Here is a 22,704-nt window from a genome sequence, read left to right on the forward strand (position 1 = left end):
CTGGCAATAGGGTTTCTGTACTTATCATTCCCCTTCTTCTGTGGGGTCTGGACTATCAGTCTTTTCGCTGTCATAGATTGACAGTTGCTCCCGTACAACAGCAGTGGCTTTGGGGGTTATGTCGTTACTAATGCTCTCCAGAGTGGCACGTTCGCTGTTTTCTGACAGTTCAATCAAAGACTGAAGAAGCTGGTGGAAAAGCACGTTGTGATGCAATCCTCTACTTTTAAGGTACTCATCCACTTTGCTTTTGTCGCCTGCTCTCCAGAGATACATGAGACGGTGGGCTTGGTCGATAAGAGGAACTGGTTTGCCACCTGGAGCTTCATAACCAAGATTGCGTCGATCCCGCTGGTGCCACGGCTTGAGTTTGACGGTGCTGCCTTTACTAACGGGTTCGTCTGCATCAGGGTCAAGCTCATCCTCTGGCTCCTCAACAGGTGCAGCAGTACCGCTACGACTGATGATGTCTAGATCAACTAAATCACGATCTTTGAGTCCACAAGAAAGGGCATAGAGAATGCAAGCTCCGATCGGTGTTTCTTCCATGCCGAAAGTTCGGCGGTGCAGTAGGTAGTAGGCCGTAATATCATCCAAGCCACTAGCGACTTCAGAGTCGCCTTCAGGAAGAATACGTCCGATGACAAAGTTAACAACCATGCGGCGAACATGATCGAGAAACTCCTCGACTTTCATCACACCAGATTCGTTCGCTTTTTTGACGACTGGATAACGACTGAATGCCTCTAGTGCAGGACCTGTTGCTGCCCACACAAAATCAGGCCCCCGAATACCTGCATCCCAAAATTCGCGTAGTTGAGTTTGCACATTAGCGTGCATTTCTTCTAATACAGCGTTATCCCAACCAGGACGGGAAGAAGTAGGGCGCTTTTTGCAAACAAGCCAAACAGAGGAAGAAAGGGCTGCAGAAGCAATCGCACGAGTTCGATTACCCATTTCAGTTTGAATGGGCCAACTTCCATCCACAATAAAACCTGCTCGAATAATTGCGGAAACAAGAGTTTCCCACGCATCTGGCTTCTTATTTGCAAATACAATGACAAATCTACCGTTGGGCTTCAAAGCTTTGTGGCAAGCTTTGAAAGCCCGAAACATGCCGTCTTCGTAAACGTCCTTTCCTTTTCTAATGTCCCAACCATGTCGTCCTGGTTCATCAACTAACTCACCATCATTTTTTTCATGGTTCCACTTTGGAGCTAATGGCTCATGAAAAATGGCATCTAATTCTGGCGATAAACCGTAAAGGGTACGTCTGAGCCAGACATAGAAGAAATCCATAATGTCTGAGTAGATAATGCTCTCGTAATAGGGAGGATCAGCCATGATTACATCCCAATATTCTTGCTCTGGTATCGCGAGAGCAGACATCTGCCTGACACTAGAGGGATCAGCAGCTTGTTCAGCTGTAGCACAGTGATCAATTACTTTGGTAATCCAATCAATCTGACCATCATAAGTACCCGAACTTGTAGCTATTGGGTTACTTTCTGAAAAATCCCAGCTAATGGGAAGCGCAAAACGTGAAAAGGTATTTTGTATTGTTTCTCGGCCTAAGCTCCAATGACAAATTGTGCTGGAGCGATCACTCATACGGCTAATTGACAATGCCAAATATGCTCCAATAATTTCAACTAAATCTGCTGGGTAACCTTCATCTTTTAAAGCTTGATAAGCTATGCGAGTGTGTTTAATGAACGTACCTAAAGCGAGAAGTTGGCGAGAGGTAAAAATATCTTTCCACTTTAAAAAGCCGTAGATTGTTAGGGACGAAGATTTTTTTTGAGGTCCTGCTGGTCCTGGTGTTGGTTCATTAGGAAAATTAAATGGAATCTCTGAAAAAACCTGTTCTAGCTCTTGATTAACCTGAGAAAAAACCTCAAGTTCTTCTGTAGTGGGATCTCGGTATTCCTTGCTATTTAATCCGTCTACAACTACAGCCGTCATCACAGAATTTAGTTTGCCTGCCCTTCCTGCTATTCTGATGTCTTCCATCGTCATAATTGCTACTTTGCAGCAAGGACAAGAAGCTCCAGCTTTCGACATTGTCCCCATGCCAATCTTCTTGTCATGCTCCCGTCGCTGTGCCGTGTTCTTACCAACCTTCGGCACATTATTCTCCACACTGAACACCACACCATTTTTTTCTGAATTCAGTTCTAAGTTCAGCAGCACTCGTTTGTTATCTTTCTTGCATAACCATCGCGTTTTTAACAGTGGAATCGTGGCTCGACAGTTTTTACACTGCACCGTCCGTGCCCAGAGATAGGCAACCGTTGGTTTCACAATCCAAGGAGAAGCATTAGTCGGTCGAAGTGCTTCTAGTGCTTCATGATCAACATTGCCGTTAAGTTTGAGGGGACATAACACTCGTTCAACTCCACCATCCTCACGACGGCACTCGGCATAGGTTGGGTAGAATTTGGCGAGATCCTGTTTGGCACGTTGCAATACCCACCAGCCCCACGCTCGTACATGCCATCCCAACCCCACATCCGGTGGTGGGAACAATCCCAATTGCACCGTTTCTAAATTGCGCTCCAGTTGTTTCTTAGTTAGTTTCCCCGTTCCCTTAAAGAAACCTTCCATAAACTCCGGTGACTCCAAGGCAAACTGTGGTAGTGGGCGGTATTGTCCTGCTAACTTCTGTGGATATTCCAATGTACATTTGAGAATAAACCATGCGACCGGATTCAAATCGATCGCTGTTGCCTCACAACCCAATCGCATTGCCTCTAGAGGAATTGCCCCACCTCCTGCAAATGGATCAAGCACTTTGGGGGATCTACCACCATAAGCTTCTCGAATTTTTTGCCGAAACCATTCCAAGTCTGGGCTAGACTCCCGTCCCCAGTGCAAAATGCCACCGACCGTTTCTTCAACTTCCGCTTCTTCAACCTTGCCACTCGGCATCTTTTTCCGTTTAAGCACCGGCGTCGTTCGTCCGCCTAGCTTTTCCAATAGCTGTCTGCGCTCTTCTGTATTACCCGGATCTGGAAGCAAGGTAGCGATCAGTGCAGCTCGACAAGCTGCCAGTGGACGACGTGCAGGCCAGAGGTGCAATGTCGAGACATGACCATGCCGGACGTTCTTCTCGTGAACTGAGTCAATAGAAGTTTGCCGGAGTGGAAATGCCACCTCAATCAACCGACGACCTTGTAAATCTGTCATGTTCCACTTCCCCTATGGCTGATTTGCGTGTGGTTGTCGATACTGATGCCACATTTCATTGAGATCATCCTTCATCTGCTCCCATAGCCAAGATGGAATTAACGGTGCAGACGAGCGGGCGAGTTGATACTCATGCATGACTTTAATGGCATCAATTTCAGTGATCGAGACGTTTCCCAATAAATGCTCAATCCTCTCCTCAATTCGCGCCGCCTTCCCAGCAAAGCTGTAGTAACCCAGCACTGACCGAAATAAGCCCAGCGAAAACACCAACATGAGCGAAGCCGTTACAACTCGCCCAATTCCAACCAAAAGAGTGTAGTTACGAACTGTTTCAACACTTGCAGCTAACACCAAAACTAGCCCAATAATCAGACCAACAGTTAGGAGCAGATAGTACTGCCCCATTCGTTCAGATAAGTGTTTGCTCCACCAGGCCGACTCTTGAATGTTTTCTAACGTTCGCTTTGCACCAACTCCTTCTTGACTAGCAAAATACTCTTGGTTTAGAGCAGCAGCAGACACAAGTTTGCTCAACTTCTTCGGACTACGAATTCCCAAGTCAGACATCTCTGCTCCAGAAATGGCCCAACCCAATGAATCTCTGGCATCTAACTTCCTAAGCAATGCTTCAGCACTACCCTTGTATACATCAGAGCGCCATGAAAACAGTTCTGCAATGATCGCGAAGAGCGTAATCAATAAAGGGGGGATGTAACCTCCAAGACTTGGCACAAAAACTGTAATCGTTCCAACTACAAAAATCAGCAACTTACAAAGCAACGCAAATGTTAGCCATTTTTTTGCTAATACAAAGTAGGCATTGCAAATAGCTCGTGGATCGTGTCGTGAAGGACTTCCTGGATTAACCATAGATAGGAAACTCCGAACCAAACACTTGCCGCCAGCAGGCAATCGCCTGTTTCTGTTCTGCTCTTGCCTCATGAATGAAAGCTGCTGTTGCAAGCTTTGAGGCCCCGTTCATCGCCTGAACAACCTTCGTTTTTGTTTCCCAAGTTACGTTCTCATCTAAATTTGAACCTAAACCTTTAGGATCAGGACAAGACGATTGGAGATAGCTAGGACAATAGTCAAAGAAATACTTAATTGCCTTTGGATAGTCCTCAATAGCAGGGGCATATTGAAAGACTTTGATTGCAAGCGTCTCAAAATAATAAGAAGCAAGCCGAGGTTTATGAACTCTAAAATTCCAATATTTCAGCAGCCTCATTGTAGGTAAAAATTTACCATTATGTTTTAGGCTGACCTCAGTGATATTTTTGGAATCAGTGCGCGGATCAGTTCTAATCCAATTCCCAGCCCCATCTGGGATTAAGAAATAACTGATCTTACCGTCATAACCTTCTACTGGCACTGCTGGAACAATATCGTAAACCCAAGAGTAAGATTTCAAATTCAATACAACGGCCTGCATCGACCGTTTCAATTCAGCCTTTTGGTAACTACTAACCAAACTCAAATTAGACTTGAAGCTATTCAGAATTCTGGTTGAATTGATGTATCCATATTCATCTACAAAGAAGGCTAGAGGAGCCTTACTATTGACAAGCTTCAATCGATAGGTGTAGAGCGACGACCATGCCTGCTGAACCTCTAGCCCATTTCCTTTAAGGAGAATAAGCAGATCAATATCATTTAAGGGACGTGTCTTTGCTCGTCGTGCAAATGAGCCAAAAGGTAGGAATGAACCTTGTAATTTAGGAAACCCAACATTATTCTGAGCAAGTCTTTCAATTTGCTCAAAGAGGTGATCTCGACTTGACCTCGCAACTTTGACAGCATTAGGATCAAGGTCAACAGTATTCTGTCTAAACTGATTAAACGCGCTCCAAACCGTATATACCATTCAACAATTTTGTCCTTTATTGATTAGTGATTCGGTCTCTTCAATCCTCAAAAATTTAAGTAATTCGCCATTAGCTAATAAAATGGGTTTTTGCTTGCAAATTTGATTTGCATTTACTTCTCCTCTAGTCACTCAATAAATAAATTTCTAATCAGCTTCTGCAGCGTTAAAAATATCTCGTTCGTTAATCAGCCAATGTTGACTGGTACGTGCCATTAGTTTTCCAAACGGGTCTTGTACTCGTAGCAACCGGGGATGAGCAGAAGCACACTCATAAACGACATAGAGCCAGTAGCGACCGCGCAAATTACATGCTTTACTCCATTCGTTGTCAGTAAGCTCTACAACACCAATTCCTTTACGCCCCTTTACTTCAATTGCCCGTCCTTGTAACTCGTTAGGTCGTACTGATAACAAATCAAATCCTGGATATTCGCTTAATCCAGCTTCAATTGCTTGACTAGGAGTTGAAACATCCCGAACAGTTGCACCCTGTGCTACTTCATATCCCTGTGCTACTTTCATCGCGATATCTTCTACCTCCTGGTCAAAACGCTGCATCTCTTCCGGATCACTTGACGGTAACACTAACGCATGAGCCAAGAATGAAACCTCACCAGGCACAATTAACTCTGGTTCTCGTCGCAATGTTGCGATCGCTTCATCCCTAATAGAAGCTAGCCGTCGTTGGCGCTCCTTAATCCGCGTTAGTTCCCCTTTCGCTCGAATGTTACCTGTCCGTGCTTTTTCAGTTTGCTTTGCCCGTGCTGCTGCTAGTTCTGCTTCCTGATAGTCATAACCACGCCGCAAGAAATCTTCCTTCTCTGGTAAAGCCGCTTGAACCTCCTGAATTTTCTGGTCAGCATACGTCCTTGCCACTCGCTCTAGTGCGAAAGCTTTTGCCAATTTGCAAGATTCACGACTCGAAGCCACTAACTGTTCTGCTTTAGCTGCAATACCCTTAGTTCCCTTCAGCAACATCAAATGCTCCACTGAACAGGGTGTAATTCGTCCTGACTGATCTTGCTTCAACCCTACTAGACGATAATCCAACTGCTCTTCCTGGGCTAGGTTTGGAAAAGCCGGGTCTGCTTTCCGCAGCACAGTTACCCGCAATAAATGAAACAGGTAGGGCTGTACCACTGTCGGATCAACAAATACTCCTCCTTTTAGTGCCCGATCAGCAAACTGCGACCGAATATAAGCGCAGAGGCGCTCAAAAACGGGTTCGCCGGGATGTAAGAAGATCGATGGTAAATCCGCGTCAGGATGAATAACTGATCGTTTATCGCCTGGTTTGTAAACTGTAAAGCGATTCCGATTCTCAGAGGGATATGTCTCCAAAGTAAGCCAAAGCGGATCAAGTGCACCAGAACGAATTGCTTTGAAGGAAAAGTAGCCATCGATGTTGCCTTCAAAAGCAATTCCCAGTAGTGGCATTGCTTTTGTCAGTAACCGCAGAACATAACCTGGCAGGAGTAATCGTAACTCCTCATGGCTTAATTGCTGTTTTAGTGAGGACAGTTGCGATAAGGCAAGGGATTGGGTTAGTAATTGATTGGAAGATTTTGGTGAAACAGACTTGGATTTAAAACTAAATCCAAGTTCTTGCTCCCGCTTCTGAATCTCTTTCTCAATCTGCCGCTTCGTCAACAGTGACTCAATCTCCTGCTGAGCAATTCTCGCTCCTTCTTCAGTTAAAGATTGCTCCATATATTGTTTGATAGAAAGTTTTTTGAACACTCGCCCCACTACATCAAAAACTTTGTCTGAACCCATCTCCTGACGAATTCGTTCTAATTTGTCCAATAATGTTTTTAGAACTCGTCCCTCACGAGTTCCTTGAGCCAAAAGATTTAAGATAATTACATCCCGTTTCTGTTTGTAGCGGTGAATTCGACCCATACGCTGTTCTAATCGAGCCGGATTCCACGGAATGTCGTAGTTGATCATCAACCAACAAAACTGCAAATTAATTCCTTCCCCCGCAGCATCTGTCGCCACCAAGTAATTGGCCCCATCCTCACGGCGAAACAACTCTACCTGTCGTTCTCTTTCCTCATAGTTCATGCCCCCATGAATTTGCGCCACTTTATCGGTGTAGCCTAAACTCTCTAACCTCTGTACTAAGAACTCCAGTGTGTTGCGGTGTTCTGTAAAAATTAGCCATTTTTCTGCTTTGTAGTGAGGATCACTTAAAGCTTCCCGTAGCTTCTCAAACTTCGACTCTTGTCCCATCTGATAAACCTGCTGCGCCAGCTTCAACAGATGATTCACTTGATGTCGTTCCACGTGCAGTTCGTCTAAAGAAACTGCTGCAACACCACCCAACGTCTTGTTCTCTGCAATTTCATTACCTTCCCATTCGTCCTCACTCTCTTCTTCCTCGGCCGTAGTTTCGATTAGAGCATCATAAGCATCTCTGTCTAATCGCCCTTGACGCAACGACAGTTCTTCCAAATCCAACCGTCCAGACACAATTTCTTCGATCAGCCCATCCAGTTTCTTCAAGCGATTCTCAAATGAGCGCATTAACGCATAAGTTGAACTTGCTAATCGCCGCTGGAAAATGCTCATTGCTAGTTGAGCAGCAGAACGGTTCAATATTCGGGCACGATTGTAAAATTTTTGAATGTATTGAGTCGTTTGATCGTAGAGTGCCTGCTCGCTAATTTCACCTTGAGTCAACACATAGCTAAGAGTATCCGAGGTTCGTAGAGGATAGATACGATTTCCGTTGTAGTCCACCATTTCTTCTTTAGTGCGACGAATAAAATGGTGCGCTCTTGCTTCTAGTGGATAAGCATCAAACGCGTCCCGCGTTGATAAAATTTCTGGTTCTAATAGCCGCCATAAGTAGTAGTAGGGTAAGTCCTTACCCATGTGTGGGGTTGCAGTTAGTAACAATAGATGTCGGCAACTCCATGTCAACTGCCAATCTGGATCAGCGCTACTAATTCCAGCTAAGGTTTCCGCTAGGCGATATCGGCGAGTTCGGCGTACACTGAAATCCGCTTCTTGCGTTGCTGATAGTTTGTGGGCTTCATCAAAAACTACAAGATCGTAGGGAACAACATCCGGTGCTTGCAGCCGAGAGAACATCCTTTGAGCGGACAGTGTATCTACACTAACAATCCGCAGGTTGCTGTCTGTACCTACAAACGGGTTACCCATTCTGGCATCAGCGCCTACTGCAACTTGAAACGGTAGATTAAAGAGCGCTCTCATTTCTCTTGCCCAGTTGCCAACTAAGCCAGCAGGCGGCACAATCAGCACTCGATTTATTAATCGTCTCGATATCATCTCTCGGATGTAGAGACCAGTCATAATGGTCTTCCCAGCTCCTGCATCATCTGCCAGCAGAAACCGTAGCCTAGGCTGCTTCAACATGAAGTCATAGACTGCAACTCGCTGGTGGGGTAAGGGGTCAATTTGGGATGTTTCAGTGGCAAAGGTAGGGTTGAATAAATGCCCACAGGTCAATCGTTCTGCTTCGGAAACAACCCAAACAATATCTGGTTCAGCAGAAAAGTCAGGTACCTCCTCTATTACTTCTTCGAGAACAGGTTCTAGGATCGGTTCCCCAGATAGAAGTTGCTCGATATAATCTGGCTTCAGTGCTTCAATTCCCAAGCTTTCAGCACGAAGAATGCGGTTCCAAACAAGGATAGATGGCTCAGCCTTAGCGTTCTCCCATCGGTTGACAGAGGTAAAAGACAACCCCATCACTTCAGCCATCGCTTTCTGAGTCAATCCAAGTTTGGTACGCAACCGCTTGATTCTGGTTGGGAAGTCCCTAGGCAAATCATGTTCCATGCTTGCTAATTTAGCACCGCTATATCGGCTTTAGTTGATCCAACAGATAAACTTTACACCATCGCGTGACCTATTGACGACAATATAGCGTCAAGCTATATTTCGATCACACAGGTGAATAAGCCAACAAAAACGGCGACATCACACCTGTGTGAAATCGCCGAGTTCAAAAATAACTATGACTATTCTATCTCAATCTTTGAGTGCAGCAGCACTCTATTTTCGTGCACCTGATAAAACCTTGCGCCCTGCTGATCCTAATCAGCAACATCTCCCAGTGTTACAAGGTCGGAAATACCTAGGGCAGTTCTGCTACGTACCCCATGGGTTGGAACCATGCCAAGACAGTACATTCTACAGTGTTGGCGCAATCCAAGGATTAACTAAAGACCCCGCATCTGAAGCTGCTTTACAGCGGTGGGAGCAGCGTGTTGGAGTGCAAGAAGCAGAGCGAATTCGAAATGAGGCAATTGCTGCTGGAAAGGCTGCCCATGCCCTGCTTCACTCCTACGTAACTGGCGAAGTTCCTCCGCCAGTTAGCAGTAGATTTGAGCCATATTTTCAAGCTTTGGAGAAGGTGTTGCCTAACTATGAACCGTCAATCCTCTCTGAGCAGATGGTCGTTAGCTTTACTCATCGGTACTATGGGGTTATTGACCAGCTAAGCTCATACAAAGGCAAACTCACGTTGAGCGACTTAAAAACCTCTTCAAAGGCGAAGACCTCTCTGGACTGGGTTCAAGATAAGATTCTGCAACTTGCTGCGTATTATCTTCCGATCGAATTGTTGTACCCAGTTGAACAAGCCGCGCTAATTTACCTAGTTGGGGATGGTACGTGTGATGAGTTTGTCTTCTCCCCAGTTCAGATGGAGATTTACAAACATGAGTGGTTAGAACGATTAGCTCGGTTCCGCAAGCTTGAGAAGAACAGATTCTTACCAGAATTGGCAGAGTCTGCATAGCTGATGCTTGCATGATTTCCTCTAAACAGCAGATGTGGCTATTAAAGAACATCTGCTGTTTACTTAGAAGCGTTAAAAGCTAATACACCAACTAATTAACGATCCCTTAGTGTTAATCAAAACGTTTTGATTAACCCATCCCCTTGTTATCAGATTAGCCCAGATTTAAATGAAACAATTCTTTGCTCAGACATCAGCATAGCGGAAATATTTCCCACTTCAGATAAATTTCTTTAAAGAACATTAATCAGCATCGTCTACTAGCATCTTTAGTTCTGTCAATATTTTTTCTAGCCGGCGCTGCTTCTTGGGGTCATCCCATACCTTGGATCGCTTCGCTTGTCGCAAAACATCATCAATCTGGCTTCTCAATGACGGCTCAGCCTCGACATCCGTTTTAGGAGATTTAAGGATAGCGACCTTCTCTTTAATTTGGCTTAGGGAGAAGTCTTGTGCGATCGCTTCTTCTAACAGTTCCTTGCGCTGGTTGTCGTCCTTCACGCGAGCGATCGCCTGTGCCTTGGTGTAGGCAATCTTCCCACTTTGGAGAGCTTCAAGGATCTCTGGTGGTAGCCGGAGAAGAGGGAGTCGGCTAGTTACAAAGGACTCCCAGGTAATCGTCCCCACCTCGGTAAAAACAGCCTGTACTGATTCAGCTTCTGAGCTAATCAAAACGTTTTGATTAACTGTGCCGATCGCCTCATTTCGCATTTTGTAAAGGAGAGGGGGAACGTCAATCGGGGGAATTTTGAGCCTGAGAGCCAGCAATTGCAGAATTCCCTCCGTCTCTTCAACAGGGTTCAAATCCTCGCGCTGTAAGTTTTCAACCAGGGCAAGCTGTAGAGCTTCTTCATCACTCAACTCTCGAATTGTGACCGGAACGGAAGATAACCCCACTTCCTGGGCTGCTCTGAACCGTCGCTCCCCGGCAACCAACTCATACAATCCCTCCTTCTGAGAGGGACGAACCAGGATAGGTTCAAGAATTCCATGCTGCCGAACCGATTCCGTAAGCTGCCGGAGTTTTTCGGGATCGAAATAACGGCGGGGCTGACTTGCGGGCAAGGTAATTGATTCAACTGAAAGGCTCTGCTTATCCACAGAAGTAGCATCAGCCTCAAATTGCCATTCGTCTTTCAAACTATTTCGCCTTGCCATAACTCACAGCCTCTTCAAACAAACTGTCATAATCTTTCGCAGCAGAGTTAGCAGCTTCTCCCGACATTGTGAAAACTGTTGCTGCCTGTCCGGGTGCATCAGCGATCGCCTGCCGTTGGTAAATTACAGAATCCAGCAGTACAAACCCTTGAGTTTTGCTCAATGCTTCCTGAGCCTCTCTCATGAGCACGGTTCCCCGAGACGCTCGGCTGAGAAACATCGCTGCTTTGGGTGCGCCCTTCCGAATCTTTTGCGCCTGGTGAACCAAACGAACGATATCCTTGGCTGAGAGGAGATCCAGGTTGGAAGGTTGTACCGGAACAATCGCCAGATCCACGCTGAGTAATACAGACTTAGCTGGTTCCCCTAGAACGGAAGGAGAATCTACAACGACGGAATCATACTCCTCAGATAGCTTGCCGATCTGGTCAAACAGGTCATCGGGGTCATCAATCACGACAGAAGGCATATCCAACTTCTTGAGCCACTGGCTGGAACTCATCTGCCCATCTGAATCAATCAGGATTACACGTTGCTGCTTCTGAGATAGCCAGTACGCCAAATGGACAGCCGTTGTTGACTTACCACATCCCCCTTTTCTGTTTAAAACACCAATGAGCATTGCTATTCTGATAACCTCTTTGCTCTTAATGATGCCAGGAATCGCATCTCCATGAACCTAAAATCTCGCCAATTTTAAGCAAATGCATTGGGATCATGTCACGATAAGAGGCTGAACCCCAGATTTTTAGAGTGCGAGTTTCGTGAGCGATCGCCTGCTTTCCCTGCCCCAGGACTACGATGACTTTCTAAATCGACTCAAAGAGCGGATTAGAACCGCTCAAGTTAGGGCGGCGCTGGCTGTAAACCAGGAGCTAATCCACCTCTACTGGCAAATTGGACGCTCAATTCTGGAACAACAACAGAGCGAGGGATGGGGAACCAGGGTGATCGAACGCTTGGCTAAAGACCTACGGAAGGAGTTTCCAGAAATCAAAGGATTTTCCCGCTCCAACCTGGGCTACATGAAGGCTTTTGCAGAGGCATACCCAGATGAAGCAATTTACCAACGCAGCGTTGGTAAATTACCGTGGCGGCACAACATTGCTCTTCTCGACAAGGTAAAGACCCAGGAGCAACGGCTCTGGTACGCAGAAAAAGCCATCGAAAACGGATGGAGTAGGGATGTCCTAGTCTGGCAGATTGAAAGCAATCTTTTCGGAAGGCAGGGTAAAGCTGTCACGAATTTCGAGCGCACATTACCCAAACCCCAGTCAGACCTGGCACAGAATCTAATTAAAGATCCCTATTGCTTCGATTTTCTCTCAATTCAGGACGACATACAGGAGCGTGGATTAGAGCAGGCACTGGTCAATCATATCCGTGATTTCCTGATCGAACTTGGCATTGGGTTCTCTTTCGTTGGCAGTCAGTACCACCTTGAGGTTGATGGTGAGGATTTTTATTTGGACTTGCTCTTCTACCACCTCAAGCTGCGTTGCTTCATTGTGATCGACTTAAAGATGGGCGAGTTTCAGCCGGAATACTCTGGAAAAATGAATTTTTACGTGTCGGCAGTAGACGACCTGATGCGCCATGAGACCGATAACCCGACAATCGGACTGATTCTCTGCAAATCCAAGAGGAAGACAAAGGCAGAGTATGCCCTCCGAAACTTGAACACACCGATCGCGGTGGCGACCCATCAGCTACCCGGCAAACTTCAAGAGAACCTACCTTCGATTGAGCAGTTGGAGATGAAGCTAGAGGCGATCGCCTCTGACATCGGAAATATACCCGAGTAGAGTAAGCAGCGTTCAACGTGCCGGAGATAGATACCCTTGTAGTAGATCTAAATTTCTAGAGAAAAGTGAGTTTCTTATTAGGGATGACTAGTGTCTATTAATCCACTCCATAGGGCCAACTCATTTGCATCAGTGAACGGTTGTTTAGTATCTGGATTAGTCAGGTCAGGAGCTAAACGCTCTAAGAATACGTTAATTATGTCCTGAATATCCCCTCTAATAAATTGCTGCAATTGCTCCATTGGGACCCCAAGATGCAATGAGTACTCTTTGAGACTCCGATCAAAGTAGCGCGTTATTCTTCTCTGAACTAATTGAGTCAATTCGCTTACTGCTTGCTGCGAAAATCTTAACCCTTGCAGTTCTTTCAACTCCTTCATTACTGCTATGTAACTGGGAAGCGTATCGCTGGATGTTATTCGTGCAGGCAAGCCAAGCTTCTCCCTTGCCTTGTTTAAACCATCTTGCCTAATACTCTCTAGGTATAGTTCTCGAATACATTCAGCTCGTTCTTTTAAAAATAGGATGGCTTCTTCCCTTTCAAATTCAGAAATAGCATCAAATATTTCGTCAAATTTTGATTGAGTATTAACCGTCGCTAAAGTTTCTCCTAACTCTCTAAGTTGACGTTGCAGACTCACAAATAAATTCTCGTTTTTCGGATCACAACGCTGTTTAAGCACCTCTAGATTCTGAATAATATTCCCGATTTTGCTCTCACTAATCTCACGAACATTCCTATAAATATTTTGAATCTCTTCATTAGTATTACCAGTTGGGGTTGTAGGTAAGTCTTTACTTTGAACTAATTTAAGACCGAATAACAAGTCTAGGTAATACAGGCGTGCCTCTACCGGTAAAGCTCTAACCAACTTAACCCAGCTCTGAGTAGTTAAATCTCGTTCCCCATTTTTAAAGAGGCTAATCTGTGCTTTCGTCAGCCCAGTATCTCTTGCTAACTGGGCGGCCGATAGCCTGAATTCAAAAAGCGTTTGGCGTAATGCCTCTTGAGTTGTAACAGATTCATCCAGGTGTATCACTCTTATGACACCAACAAGCTTCTAGGAATTTAGAAAACAAGTTATACAAATGAATAACTTGTTAACACTACTACTGTAACCTACCGCACTCTCGTAAGACGTGGGACTCAAGAAATCTAGGAAGAGGGTTCTTTAACTGAGAAACCAGATATTGACGTAGAACTGGCAAAGTGTTATCGTTTTGTAAAACAAGTTATACAAGAATGGAACACGTCATTCCTCCAAAAAACTCAAAAATTACAGCCTTTCACATTCGGTATGCCAAAACCAGCCAAATTGCAAGAATTTTTGAAACGACCAAGGCAAATGCATCGCAGTGGATCGGGCGGAAGCGGGGGATATCTGAAAAACAGCTTCAAATTGCTGCAAGAAAAGGGATTTCAATCTCTGACCTGCTTGAAGGGATTGAGTGCAAACGCCGTGATTTAGAGATTGCTAGGGAATGCCAAAAGGAGCTAGAGGCATTCCTAAGCAATGGTAAAGATAACTCATCTACCGGTTCTGACCAGCAAACCTTTGGAGATACAGAATGCAGTTCTTAAAATTATCCTCTTGTTTTGTTAATTTAGCGCAAATTCAATTTGCTGAATTTCTCTTAGAAGCTGGATCTGAAGCCCCTCTTGTTACAATTTGCTGGGCAAACGGGGTTGAGGATTCGATTTTTCGTGGAGAGGATGCTTGGGAACTAATACAAGCATTAGAACAAAGTCTTCCAGATGGTAACAATTTACCTTTTTGTCATGAACCGCCTGATGAGCTGCCTAACCCGACAGCGAAACCTTGCTAAAAATTGAGGTCGCGGACTGGGTCCAAACCACCGCCTGTCAAGCATTGCTTGAACAGTTCACCCCTTGGTGCTTATAAGAGTGAATTGAGCCCCAGGCTCTCGGGAGATTCAATGGCACCCTCAACGGGGTTTTTAAGCACAGATTAGTACCCAAATATCTATAAATATGACTCGTGTTGCTGGCATTGATATTGGCAATAGCTCTGCTGTAGTTTGCTCAATTTCTGAGAGACCTGAGAATCCTCGCAGTTTTTTCCATTCAGATCTTTGCAATTTTCAAACACTTAATTCGGATACTACGGGGCTTCAGCAACTTCTGTCCCTTAACTTAGAAATTGCAGTTTTGGAACCTACTGGGGTGCATTATTCTCGTCTTTGGAGCACTTTCCTGATAAATCATGGAGTAAAGGTTGTTTTTGTTGGACATAATCAGTTAAAGACACAACGTGAGCACTTAAACCTGTCTGGAAAAAGTGATCAAGCGGACGCATTGGCTTTAGCCTGTTACTACTTTGACTACCAGAACGATCCAACTCGATTTCTTCAAATTCGAACTCCAGAAGCAGCTCGAATTCGTGAGCTTGTATTGCAGTTGGAAAATATTAATCGAGCACAAAGTCCAATTATCAATCGATTACGACAGGGATTAGCCCATGAGTTTCCGGAAATTGCAAAGGTGAAATCGCAACGACCAAAAAACTCTTTGGATCAGCCGCCGCCTCTTTGGGCGTGGCTAGCTGGAAGAGAAGTTAGCAAAAATGCTTCTACGCGGTATAACAACCTCCTGCAAAAATCTGTTGGATTGGGGGTTACTCACTTTACGAAAGTCTATGCAGAAATCTTGTGCACTTTATCTTTGTTAGAAATTGAGATTGAAAATGAGTTGTATAGTCTACTTGACAGTGAGGAGTTTGTCAGATACCGACAGGTATTTGCTAAATTTGGATTTGGACCGCGAGTGCAAGCGGTTTTGATGAGTCAAATATTTCCATTTGAACACTTTCTTACTGCAGAGGGTAAAGCGCATACTGAATATGCACCAAGCACAAAAAGTAGTAAGACGATCAAAAAGCACTTTTCACTGCGGAAGTTTAAACATGTTATAGGGTTTGCACCCGTTGAAAAATCTTCAGGAAAAAAGAAAGAAGCTACTGTAAGTGGGTCAGCTCTGTGCCGTAAAGCGATCTGGCAGTGGGTTTTTACTATGATTGAGCCTCGCAGGACACGATCTAGTGTTGGAAGTGAAATTGTGGAGGAGCTTGGTTCGCTATGCGATCAACTCAAAGCTAACGGGACTAGAGGAAATATTAGGATTATTCGATCAAAAGTAAGCGCTAAAGCTGCAACTCTGTTGTTTAGGGAGTTACTCAAAGTTTTTAGCAAACCCTAAACCGTCTACTTAAGAACCGCCTGATGAGCTGTACTGACCCAGCAGCGAAATGTTTCCGTATTGATGATACATAAAACATAGCGGTAGGGTCCACACCTTTCGCCAATAGCTTAGGGTCTCCACAGTGAAATGAACCTCTGGTTCTTTCGTTTTCATGGACTCGGCTATTGACCATAAATTGCTCAATCTGCAAACGCACCTAAGAGTAATAACCTACTTCTAGCATCCTTATTGGTAATTGGTATAGCTACCTCGATTTAGGTAGCTATTTTCATCTCTGTATTGTTGAGGATTGGGTATTAGAGTTGTTTGGTAACTCGTAGGAATTTACTAGAGTGAATCCCCAGTAAATTCTTTTTCTCTCACGAGAACCTCAGGTTTCCTGAATTCTGAGGTTTAACTGGTTGGTGATTGCCTCTACTACACCTCTATTTTTCAAATCACCAAGTGATTTATAGAAATTACCAATCGAAAGTTCCCATCGTTCGCAAAATGCTTCTACATCAATAACTGGATTGAGCTTACCCGGATCTAAGTACAGGACAAAAAGCTTGAAAGATTGAGCAGGGTAGGGTTTCATCAGAATTACGACACTCATCAGAAACCCTATGAGCCAATATAGCGAATTAAGGCGAGTCCTCCAAGCCCAATTGAACTGGCATGGAGCCAGGATTTCATTTCTGGCTTTGTTTTTGTTAGCCTTGCTGAAAGTCAAAACGGTAAATTTAAGCGAACTATGTTTAGGCTTTGGCGGCAAGGCTTTGCCCGAATCGAGCTACAAGCGGTTGCAGCGCTTTTTTCGAGAGTTTGACCTGGATTACACCGAACTGGCGACCCTGTTGGTGAGTTGGATGCAAATTCCACCAGGGTGGGTGTTGAGCCTGGATCGCACGACCTGGAAATTCGGGAGTCATTGGCACAACATTTTGACCTTAGGCATTGTGCATGAAGGGGTTGCCTTCCCGATTCTGTGGTGGCTGTTGGATAAAAAAGGGAACTCCAACAGCGACGAGCGGATGCGGTTTATGGAAACCTTTGCCAAACGATTTCCCACCGCTCGGGTGAACTGCTTGTGTGCGGATCGCGAGTTCGTTGGCCAAGCCTGGGTGCGCTATCTCCTGCTCGAACCGGCTTTAGCCTTTCGCTTACGGATTCGGGACACCGACCAGATTGAGCACGATGGCAAGGTCCTGGCGGCGCGGGTCGTCTTTGCCCATCTGCAAGTCGGTCAATCTCAAAGACTCACTGGCACTTGCCGGGTCTGGGGTTATCCGGTTGCTGTGGAAGCCCTGCGACTTGAGGATGGGGAGTTACTCGTGGTCATTGCGCCCGTCCACACCCAGAATTTGGTTCAAGATTACGCCAAACGTTGGTCGATTGAAACCTTGTTTGGCATTTTCAAAACGCGGGGTTTCTGTCTGGAATCCACTCACTTCACCGATGCCGAGCGGTTGAGCAAGTTGTTCGCCTTGTTGACCTTAGCTTTATGTTGGGCCATGAAAACAGGCGTATGGTTGCATCAATGGCAGCCGATTGAGATGAAAAAACACGGTCGTCGTGCCAAAAGTTTGTTTCGCTTAGGATTCGATTATTTGCGCCATTTGGTGCTCAATCCATCTGCGTCTAATGGGTCCGACTTTTTGCAATCTCTACAACTTTTGTCCCGTACTTAGACCCGGATAATCAATCTGTAAGGCAAAGTACAGGTAGTCACGATCGCTGGTCAGCAACTTCCGCTGCCGGATCTGGAGAAGTTCATCGCGATCGAGGATGTATCCTACCTCTTTGCCCATACTGCACCTCACTGCTGCCTATGCTTGGAATCCAAATGCAAAAGACCTGGATAGATGAGTGCATCAAAAAGCGCCTCACCCTTACCATACAGTTCATTGAGAACTTGGTTGTAATACCCTTCGTCTTCTAATGCCCGCAAATCAAGAAAAAGACTGACGACGTCAGGTTCGGCGAGTAACCTCCCCTCTGCAAAACTCTGCTCTAATGCCTTCAGACTGGCACGGCACAAACGTTTCTTTTCTCTCTCCCACCCTTGTAAAAACCATTGTTCTATGCGTATGGCTTGTTGAAGAGAGATTACTTTTAGAGCGTAAATTTTCTTGTTGAGCCATAGTATCCATGACAATGTCGTAGTAACTGCAATATATCGTTTACTCAATAGTTTCACTTTTCTATTTTTAGAGTCGGGATTGGATTCAACGAAGGCGTCGCCAGGATTGTCGTAGCATTTTCACTCCCATACAAGCGATCGCCAGTCAGCTGGAATAATTTCATCTTTCAGGGCTTTAGCAATTAACCCCTGATGAGCTTTACTAGCTCGGAGCGTATGACAACGGCGGCAGAGTGTTCGCAAATTATTCAACTCGTTTGTCCCTCCGTAGGACAATTCTAAAATATGGTCAATCTGCGCCCGCTCTAATGGCAGCGAAAAGGGAAGAGTATCCTCACAGTACGGTCCCTGACATCTGCCCTCATCGCGTTGCCACACTTGCTGCCGCTTCTGCTGCCAAATCTTGCTAGGTGGTCGCCGCTGCCGTCTCATTTAGGCTCACCTAAAACCCTGTCGTGTCTTGTCTAGCCACATCACGCCCAACCGTGCCCAGCCTTTGCCGTAACAAGCCGGACCACGTCACGTCTTGTCTAGCCTCGTGCGCCGACACCTCATTAAGAAGTATCGGCTGATGTCGCGACTGAGGTCTGCACCTCAAACTCCTTCACTAGAAAACGACCGTAGCCAATTGATCGCCCATCACCTACACCGACAAGTTGTCCGGCTGTTAAGCAGAGAGACTCCATTTCGCCTCTCGAAATAACTGTTTTGTCCCACATCATGGTGAAGTTGCAAAACCAGCCGGGAGAGGTTGCAACGCGATACCGGATATTGCGTCTGTTGGTGCTGGGATTTTTAACTCCTGCAACCAGCACATACGTAGGGGGTGTATCCTCAAAAATCTGTCTTTCCTCTACTTGCACTGGTTTTTGGGGAACATAGCGATCAGGAATTAGAATGATATCTTCGACGATTTGCAATGTGGCGGCGACTGCGGTTTGGAAAGCTTTTCCCCGTTTGATGTAAGGGGCTGAGTCGCGGATGCACCGGAAAAGATAGCTTTTCAACAGGTAAAGCTGCCGATTCGAGTCCATCAAAACGGTCCTACGCCATTCCTCCGGATCATTGCCCGAAACCCCAGTTCGCTCCTGTTTTTCTAGGGGAATGGAGTCGATTCCAAAGTGGTGCCAAAGGAGTGCCCGAGTTCCTTGGATAGAGACGCGAGCAGTAATCACATTGCCAATCACTGAAGCAGATTTTGCCATTTGCTGAGTCAGAACGAACGTATTGCTGAATATTAAAAAACCACACTGAACAGGAAGCAAGAAATCGTTGTCAATCTGACAAAAGCTACTTCCCCCGGTGTTCTAATCTTCAGGAAATTGATCCGAGTGCAATTAACTCTACTGTTCTGATTGCTGATGCCATCGTTCCATCAACGGTTGTATACGCTCTGCATTCGTCAATAGAAAATCCGTCATTGCCAAAATCCTTTGATAGGGAATTCCCGGCACACGACGACTAGAGCGTCCACCTAGCCAGTGATTTGCACTGGATCGCGACACTCCGCAGATTGCCGCAATTTCAGTTGCATCCATTCCCCAGCGAAAGCTAAAAATTTCAGGATGCATCATCATCTGATTTTGTAGTTCGACAACTCGTTGCTTGGAGTTGCTCATACCGCTCACCCTTCAGCTTTATAAGGCGGTTTCTCTATTGCCTCCAAATCTTCTTCAAAAGCAAAGTCATGAATACAAAACTCATAAGAGGGACTTTGCCGATCAAGCAAAACCAAATAATGCAACCCCGTTACCTGATGAGTTGCCTCATGGGTGAAAATTACTCCAATTACACGCCCAAAATCTGGTTCCACAACAGCCTGCCAACGAACAAATTCACCGACTTGAAATTTGGGCTGAGGCAGAATCAGCGGAATCTGCTCAGGAAGAGCAATAGGTGGCAGTTGCGGCAACGGGTTTGGCATGTCGCAGGGTTGAGTGACTAGGCATTGAGCAAACCGAATAGTCAACGACGGGCGATCGTGGCTGACAGGTTGGCTTCAAAATACAGTTTAATACGTTGTTGCTCTGAATAGCTAGAGCATCAGAGCAACAGAGCAACAAAGCTTTATACATTTATTGCTCTGAATCGCTGTAGCATTGACCATCAAGTCACATTGAGGGTTAATCAAAAATGGCGATCGTGGAATTTATAGATGTGGGAAAGCGTGAAGATCCAAATTTTGAGGCAATCCGGGGTTTTGTACCCAAAGATTTAGCAAGAAGATTTAAGGGTGTCTGTGCCGTCCTGGGGTTGGAACACGGAGATGCTCTCGCTCCTTTATTAGAGGCATGGGTCGCTCAGAAGGAAGCAGAACTTGCCCAGGAAAGGAAGAATTTATCAAATTCGCCTTAAATCTCAAAGACAACACTACAGTTGTTGCAAGGATTAACCTGGAGCCAGGATATAAAAGAAGGATTGTTCAAAACTCTCCTTAAAATCCATTGTTTTGCAGCATCTGACTTGCTTATCGTCTCCAGATCATCCTGCAAGGTAGGTTACTAACGCATGGAACTGATCGAACGTGCCCAACTTAGAGCCTTCGTCATTGAACGATTAAACCAAATTGGGGAAAACCTGATTGGGGTGGAAACTGATCGGGATTTGGAGAAAACAGCGGTCCGCCTAACGACATTGCAACTTCTGGACTTAGCTGAGGTTCTAGAAACGATCGCCAAAACCCCTCAGGTTTTCGCATTTGATGGCTCGTGTGACACGAAACCCCCTCCTGGAACGCTCTATTATGAAGTTGGAGATGGGTCCCTTTACCGTAAGTGTGCTGACGACGAACCACCTAAATTTCTTCATCCTGAATACTTTCTTGAGTTTGAGCAGCCCTCTAAGGAAAAGACCGTTTGGCGCAGAGTATTGAATGCCGAATTTGGTTTAACGCTCAATGTCATTCGGAAGCTCACACCTGAGAAGGCGATCGCTAAAGCGGACACCTTGCGGCAAGCAGCCGAACGATTGAGTGAATCCTTTGAATCCTTGGCAGCCCTCAGCACCAATATTACAAAGGTTTTTGAAGACTTAGAGGTTAAAAGTACCAGTGACTCAACCTATTCAGAGGTTGAGTCCTCATTGTTCCAGTCGGAGTCATTCACTACAATTCCGACGTCAGTAGCAATGGTTAGTAGTATCTATGCTCAGCTTCGGAAAGACCTTTGGCAAAAAGATCAGAATGGACTAGGATACTTCCTGCATCGAGCTAAGGGAAACCCCAATAACTATGTTGAGCATTACATCAGTAGCCCAGGCGATGTAGAAATTCTTCCTTGGGAGCAGGCTGAACAAATTATCGATAAATTTGGATTCACAACCGTGAAGCTGCATCTCCTCTTTGCGGCTCATACCATGAGTCAGGCTGAACCCTGGAGAAATGGTTTTGTCTTGAAAGGAACTTCTATTTTGAAGGAACTGGGATGGGATAAACGTACCGACCTTCCCTTACATACAAAACTGAATGAGATTGCTAAAGCGGCTTTTATTCTGGATTGCTTGTTAGTACGAACGGTGTGGGTTGAGGGACGAGGTAAACAAGGCAGACTTGATGCCAGTACCCCCACTGGCAGAATGTGGACCGTTGTAATCGATCCTCATGGACAACTTGATGTAGACGGCAAAATCTCGCATCCAGAAGAGATTTACTTAGGTGTTCAACCCGGAATGATCTTTGAAAGGTTTCTCAATAGAGCCGGAAGCAAGCTGAGAGAAGCCCTCTACCAATTTGGTTACCTTGCCCAAGAGGTTCTTAAAATCGATCCTTATCATGATGAATTAGCTCTCCGGCTAGCAATCCACATGACGATGGATAGCCGCATCCATCCCAGCGGGAAGTACCAAGTCGGGACATTGTTAGAAACCATCATGCCCAAGGCGATCGTAGATAATGCCCGAAAAGACTCCCGCCGAGCTTTCGACCTGAAGAAGAGATGGGATAAAGCCCTACTGCTATTGATGCAACTAGATTGGTCTGTCGAGTTTGATGAATCTTACTTAGAGGCAATCAGACCCAACCATAAGGGACGGAATCCTAAAGGCTACTTTGAAACTTTGCTATCTGCCGGAATCACCATCAAACCCAAAGCACCTATTCCTGAACTAATTAGCGCTAAAACTGAGCCTAAGCGAATACAACCGAAAATAAAACCTCCCCCAACTCTGACTGGCGAGCAGATTCGTCAAGCACGGGAAGGGAAAAAATGGAATCAGAGGAAGTTAGCAGGATGGATGGGAGTTTCCCAATCCCTAGTTAACCATTGGGAGAAGGGCAAGCGCACCCCTAGTCCGGATCAGGAAGCTCGTTTGCGTCTTGTGCTCAACATTGAAGGCTGATTACAACACAGTTGCTCTTGGTACTTGTAATCAAAAAAATATTTGAGAATTTTGCCCTTAAATCCTTGTAGACAAAGCGTTTCAGTTTGATTACAAAACCTCTAGAATCTTAGGATCAAATCTCTAGGATCTCAGGATAATTTCTCTAGGATCTTAGGATAATAATTTTCTAAAAGCCTTATGTAGCAAGTCTTTCAGCTTTGATTACAACCCTGATCAATATAGAGT

The 22,704-nt window shown here is 45.3% G+C and carries 22 protein-coding genes and 1 pseudogene; 8 read left to right on the forward strand and 15 right to left on the reverse strand.

Going from position 1 to position 22,704, the window contains the following annotated elements; translation table 11 throughout:
- Positions 1 to 24 precede the first annotated feature (24 nt).
- The 5 genes and pseudogenes from ACN4EK_RS24125 to ACN4EK_RS24145 all read right to left on the reverse strand — a co-directional run.
- Positions 25 to 3,189: a DUF1156 domain-containing protein gene (locus ACN4EK_RS24125; RefSeq protein WP_431660829.1), complete on the reverse strand. Its 3,165-nt coding sequence runs from the start codon at positions 3,187 to 3,189 to the stop codon at positions 25 to 27.
- Between the two features lie 12 nt (positions 3,190 to 3,201).
- Positions 3,202 to 4,062, reverse strand: coding sequence for a hypothetical protein (locus ACN4EK_RS24130; RefSeq protein ID WP_431660830.1), 861 nt, complete (start codon positions 4,060 to 4,062; stop codon positions 3,202 to 3,204).
- Complete coding sequence (locus ACN4EK_RS24135) at positions 4,055 to 5,056, reverse strand: hypothetical protein (protein ID WP_431660831.1); 1,002 nt, start codon at positions 5,054 to 5,056, stop codon at positions 4,055 to 4,057. The genes ACN4EK_RS24130 and ACN4EK_RS24135 overlap by 8 nt, the downstream gene beginning before the upstream one ends.
- A 147-nt stretch (positions 5,057 to 5,203) precedes the next feature.
- Positions 5,204 to 7,939: a protein NO VEIN domain-containing protein gene (locus ACN4EK_RS24140; RefSeq protein ID WP_431660849.1), complete on the reverse strand. Its 2,736-nt coding sequence runs from the start codon at positions 7,937 to 7,939 to the stop codon at positions 5,204 to 5,206.
- A 15-nt stretch (positions 7,940 to 7,954) separates the two neighbouring features.
- Positions 7,955 to 8,872, reverse strand: a pseudogene (locus tag ACN4EK_RS24145) (helix-turn-helix domain-containing protein); the annotation flags it as partial.
- A 178-nt stretch (positions 8,873 to 9,050) separates the two neighbouring features.
- On the opposite strand from ACN4EK_RS24145, the gene ACN4EK_RS24150 reads away from it, so the two are divergent.
- Positions 9,051 to 9,836: a hypothetical protein gene (locus ACN4EK_RS24150; RefSeq protein ID WP_431660832.1), complete on the forward strand. Its 786-nt coding sequence runs from the start codon at positions 9,051 to 9,053 to the stop codon at positions 9,834 to 9,836.
- 243 nt (positions 9,837 to 10,079) lie between these two features.
- Here ACN4EK_RS24150 and ACN4EK_RS24155 read toward each other — a convergent pair whose 3' ends face one another.
- Together ACN4EK_RS24155 and ACN4EK_RS24160 are read right to left on the reverse strand one after the other, a co-directional pair.
- Complete coding sequence (locus ACN4EK_RS24155; protein ID WP_431660833.1) at positions 10,080 to 10,994, reverse strand: ParB/RepB/Spo0J family partition protein; 915 nt, start codon at positions 10,992 to 10,994, stop codon at positions 10,080 to 10,082.
- Complete coding sequence (locus tag ACN4EK_RS24160) at positions 10,978 to 11,616, reverse strand: AAA family ATPase (RefSeq protein ID WP_431660834.1); 639 nt, start codon at positions 11,614 to 11,616, stop codon at positions 10,978 to 10,980. The genes ACN4EK_RS24155 and ACN4EK_RS24160 overlap by 17 nt, the downstream gene beginning before the upstream one ends.
- A gap of 142 nt (positions 11,617 to 11,758) precedes the next feature.
- Here ACN4EK_RS24160 and ACN4EK_RS24165 point away from each other — a divergent pair, with 142 nt between their 5' ends.
- Positions 11,759 to 12,799 carry a PDDEXK nuclease domain-containing protein gene (locus ACN4EK_RS24165; protein ID WP_431660835.1) on the forward strand — a complete coding sequence of 347 codons (1,041 nt, stop codon included), beginning with the start codon at positions 11,759 to 11,761 and terminating at the stop codon, positions 12,797 to 12,799.
- Between the two features lie 77 nt (positions 12,800 to 12,876).
- Here the strand turns inward: ACN4EK_RS24165 and ACN4EK_RS24170 are convergent, their stop codons facing one another.
- Positions 12,877 to 13,839: a helix-turn-helix domain-containing protein gene (locus ACN4EK_RS24170; protein ID WP_431660836.1), complete on the reverse strand. Its 963-nt coding sequence runs from the start codon at positions 13,837 to 13,839 to the stop codon at positions 12,877 to 12,879.
- Between the two features lie 203 nt (positions 13,840 to 14,042).
- Here ACN4EK_RS24170 and ACN4EK_RS24175 point away from each other — a divergent pair, with 203 nt between their 5' ends.
- The 3 genes from ACN4EK_RS24175 (at position 14,043) to ACN4EK_RS24185 (ending at position 16,016) form a co-directional block, all read left to right on the forward strand.
- Positions 14,043 to 14,381 (forward strand): hypothetical protein, encoded by a 339-nt coding sequence (locus ACN4EK_RS24175; protein WP_431660837.1) that lies wholly within the window; start codon positions 14,043 to 14,045, stop codon positions 14,379 to 14,381.
- Positions 14,369 to 14,626: a hypothetical protein gene (locus tag ACN4EK_RS24180; protein ID WP_431660838.1), complete on the forward strand. Its 258-nt coding sequence runs from the start codon at positions 14,369 to 14,371 to the stop codon at positions 14,624 to 14,626. The genes ACN4EK_RS24175 and ACN4EK_RS24180 overlap by 13 nt, the downstream gene beginning before the upstream one ends.
- Positions 14,627 to 14,792: 166 nt before the next feature.
- Positions 14,793 to 16,016 (forward strand): IS110 family transposase, encoded by a 1,224-nt coding sequence (locus ACN4EK_RS24185; RefSeq protein WP_431660839.1) that lies wholly within the window; start codon positions 14,793 to 14,795, stop codon positions 16,014 to 16,016.
- 373 nt (positions 16,017 to 16,389) lie between these two features.
- On the opposite strand, the gene ACN4EK_RS24190 is transcribed toward ACN4EK_RS24185, so the two are convergent.
- Positions 16,390 to 16,614, reverse strand: coding sequence for a hypothetical protein (locus tag ACN4EK_RS24190; RefSeq protein ID WP_431660840.1), 225 nt, complete (start codon positions 16,612 to 16,614; stop codon positions 16,390 to 16,392).
- 10 nt (positions 16,615 to 16,624) lie between these two features.
- Between ACN4EK_RS24190 and ACN4EK_RS24195 the strand changes: the two genes are divergently transcribed.
- Positions 16,625 to 17,689, forward strand: a complete 1,065-nt coding sequence (locus tag ACN4EK_RS24195) for an IS4 family transposase (protein ID WP_431656348.1) — start codon at positions 16,625 to 16,627, stop codon at positions 17,687 to 17,689.
- Here ACN4EK_RS24195 and ACN4EK_RS24200 read toward each other — a convergent pair.
- From ACN4EK_RS24200 to ACN4EK_RS24225, 6 genes are all read right to left on the reverse strand, one after another.
- Positions 17,666 to 17,809, reverse strand: a complete 144-nt coding sequence (locus tag ACN4EK_RS24200) for a hypothetical protein (RefSeq protein ID WP_431660841.1) — start codon at positions 17,807 to 17,809, stop codon at positions 17,666 to 17,668. The two genes, ACN4EK_RS24195 and ACN4EK_RS24200, sit on opposite strands and share 24 nt — an antisense overlap.
- Positions 17,810 to 17,817: 8 nt before the next feature.
- The gene (locus ACN4EK_RS24205; protein ID WP_431660842.1) at positions 17,818 to 18,189 is read right to left on the reverse strand and encodes a hypothetical protein; all 372 of its coding nucleotides are present in this window, start codon (positions 18,187 to 18,189) and stop codon (positions 17,818 to 17,820) included.
- A 72-nt stretch (positions 18,190 to 18,261) separates the two neighbouring features.
- Positions 18,262 to 18,573 (reverse strand): HNH endonuclease, encoded by a 312-nt coding sequence (locus ACN4EK_RS24210; protein WP_431660843.1) that lies wholly within the window; start codon positions 18,571 to 18,573, stop codon positions 18,262 to 18,264.
- Positions 18,574 to 18,695: 122 nt separating this feature from the next.
- A complete protein-coding gene (locus tag ACN4EK_RS24215; protein WP_431660844.1) occupies positions 18,696 to 19,346 on the reverse strand; it encodes a hypothetical protein in 651 nt (216 codons plus the stop codon).
- 138 nt (positions 19,347 to 19,484) lie between these two features.
- Positions 19,485 to 19,760 carry a hypothetical protein gene (locus tag ACN4EK_RS24220; protein WP_431660845.1) on the reverse strand — a complete coding sequence of 92 codons (276 nt, stop codon included), beginning with the start codon at positions 19,758 to 19,760 and terminating at the stop codon, positions 19,485 to 19,487.
- A gap of 5 nt (positions 19,761 to 19,765) precedes the next feature.
- The gene (locus ACN4EK_RS24225; protein WP_431660846.1) at positions 19,766 to 20,053 is read right to left on the reverse strand and encodes a hypothetical protein; all 288 of its coding nucleotides are present in this window, start codon (positions 20,051 to 20,053) and stop codon (positions 19,766 to 19,768) included.
- Positions 20,054 to 20,274: 221 nt separating this feature from the next.
- Here ACN4EK_RS24225 and ACN4EK_RS24230 point away from each other — a divergent pair, with 221 nt between their 5' ends.
- Together ACN4EK_RS24230 and ACN4EK_RS24235 are read left to right on the forward strand one after the other, a co-directional pair.
- Complete coding sequence (locus ACN4EK_RS24230; protein ID WP_431660847.1) at positions 20,275 to 20,496, forward strand: hypothetical protein; 222 nt, start codon at positions 20,275 to 20,277, stop codon at positions 20,494 to 20,496.
- A 612-nt stretch (positions 20,497 to 21,108) separates the two neighbouring features.
- Positions 21,109 to 22,476: a helix-turn-helix domain-containing protein gene (locus ACN4EK_RS24235; protein WP_431660848.1), complete on the forward strand. Its 1,368-nt coding sequence runs from the start codon at positions 21,109 to 21,111 to the stop codon at positions 22,474 to 22,476.
- The last annotated feature ends 228 nt before the right edge of the window (positions 22,477 to 22,704 follow it).

It is taken from the genome of Pantanalinema rosaneae CENA516, from assembly GCF_050753385.1.
GTDB classification, from domain to species: domain Bacteria; phylum Cyanobacteriota; class Cyanobacteriia; order Leptolyngbyales; family Leptolyngbyaceae; genus Pantanalinema; species Pantanalinema rosaneae.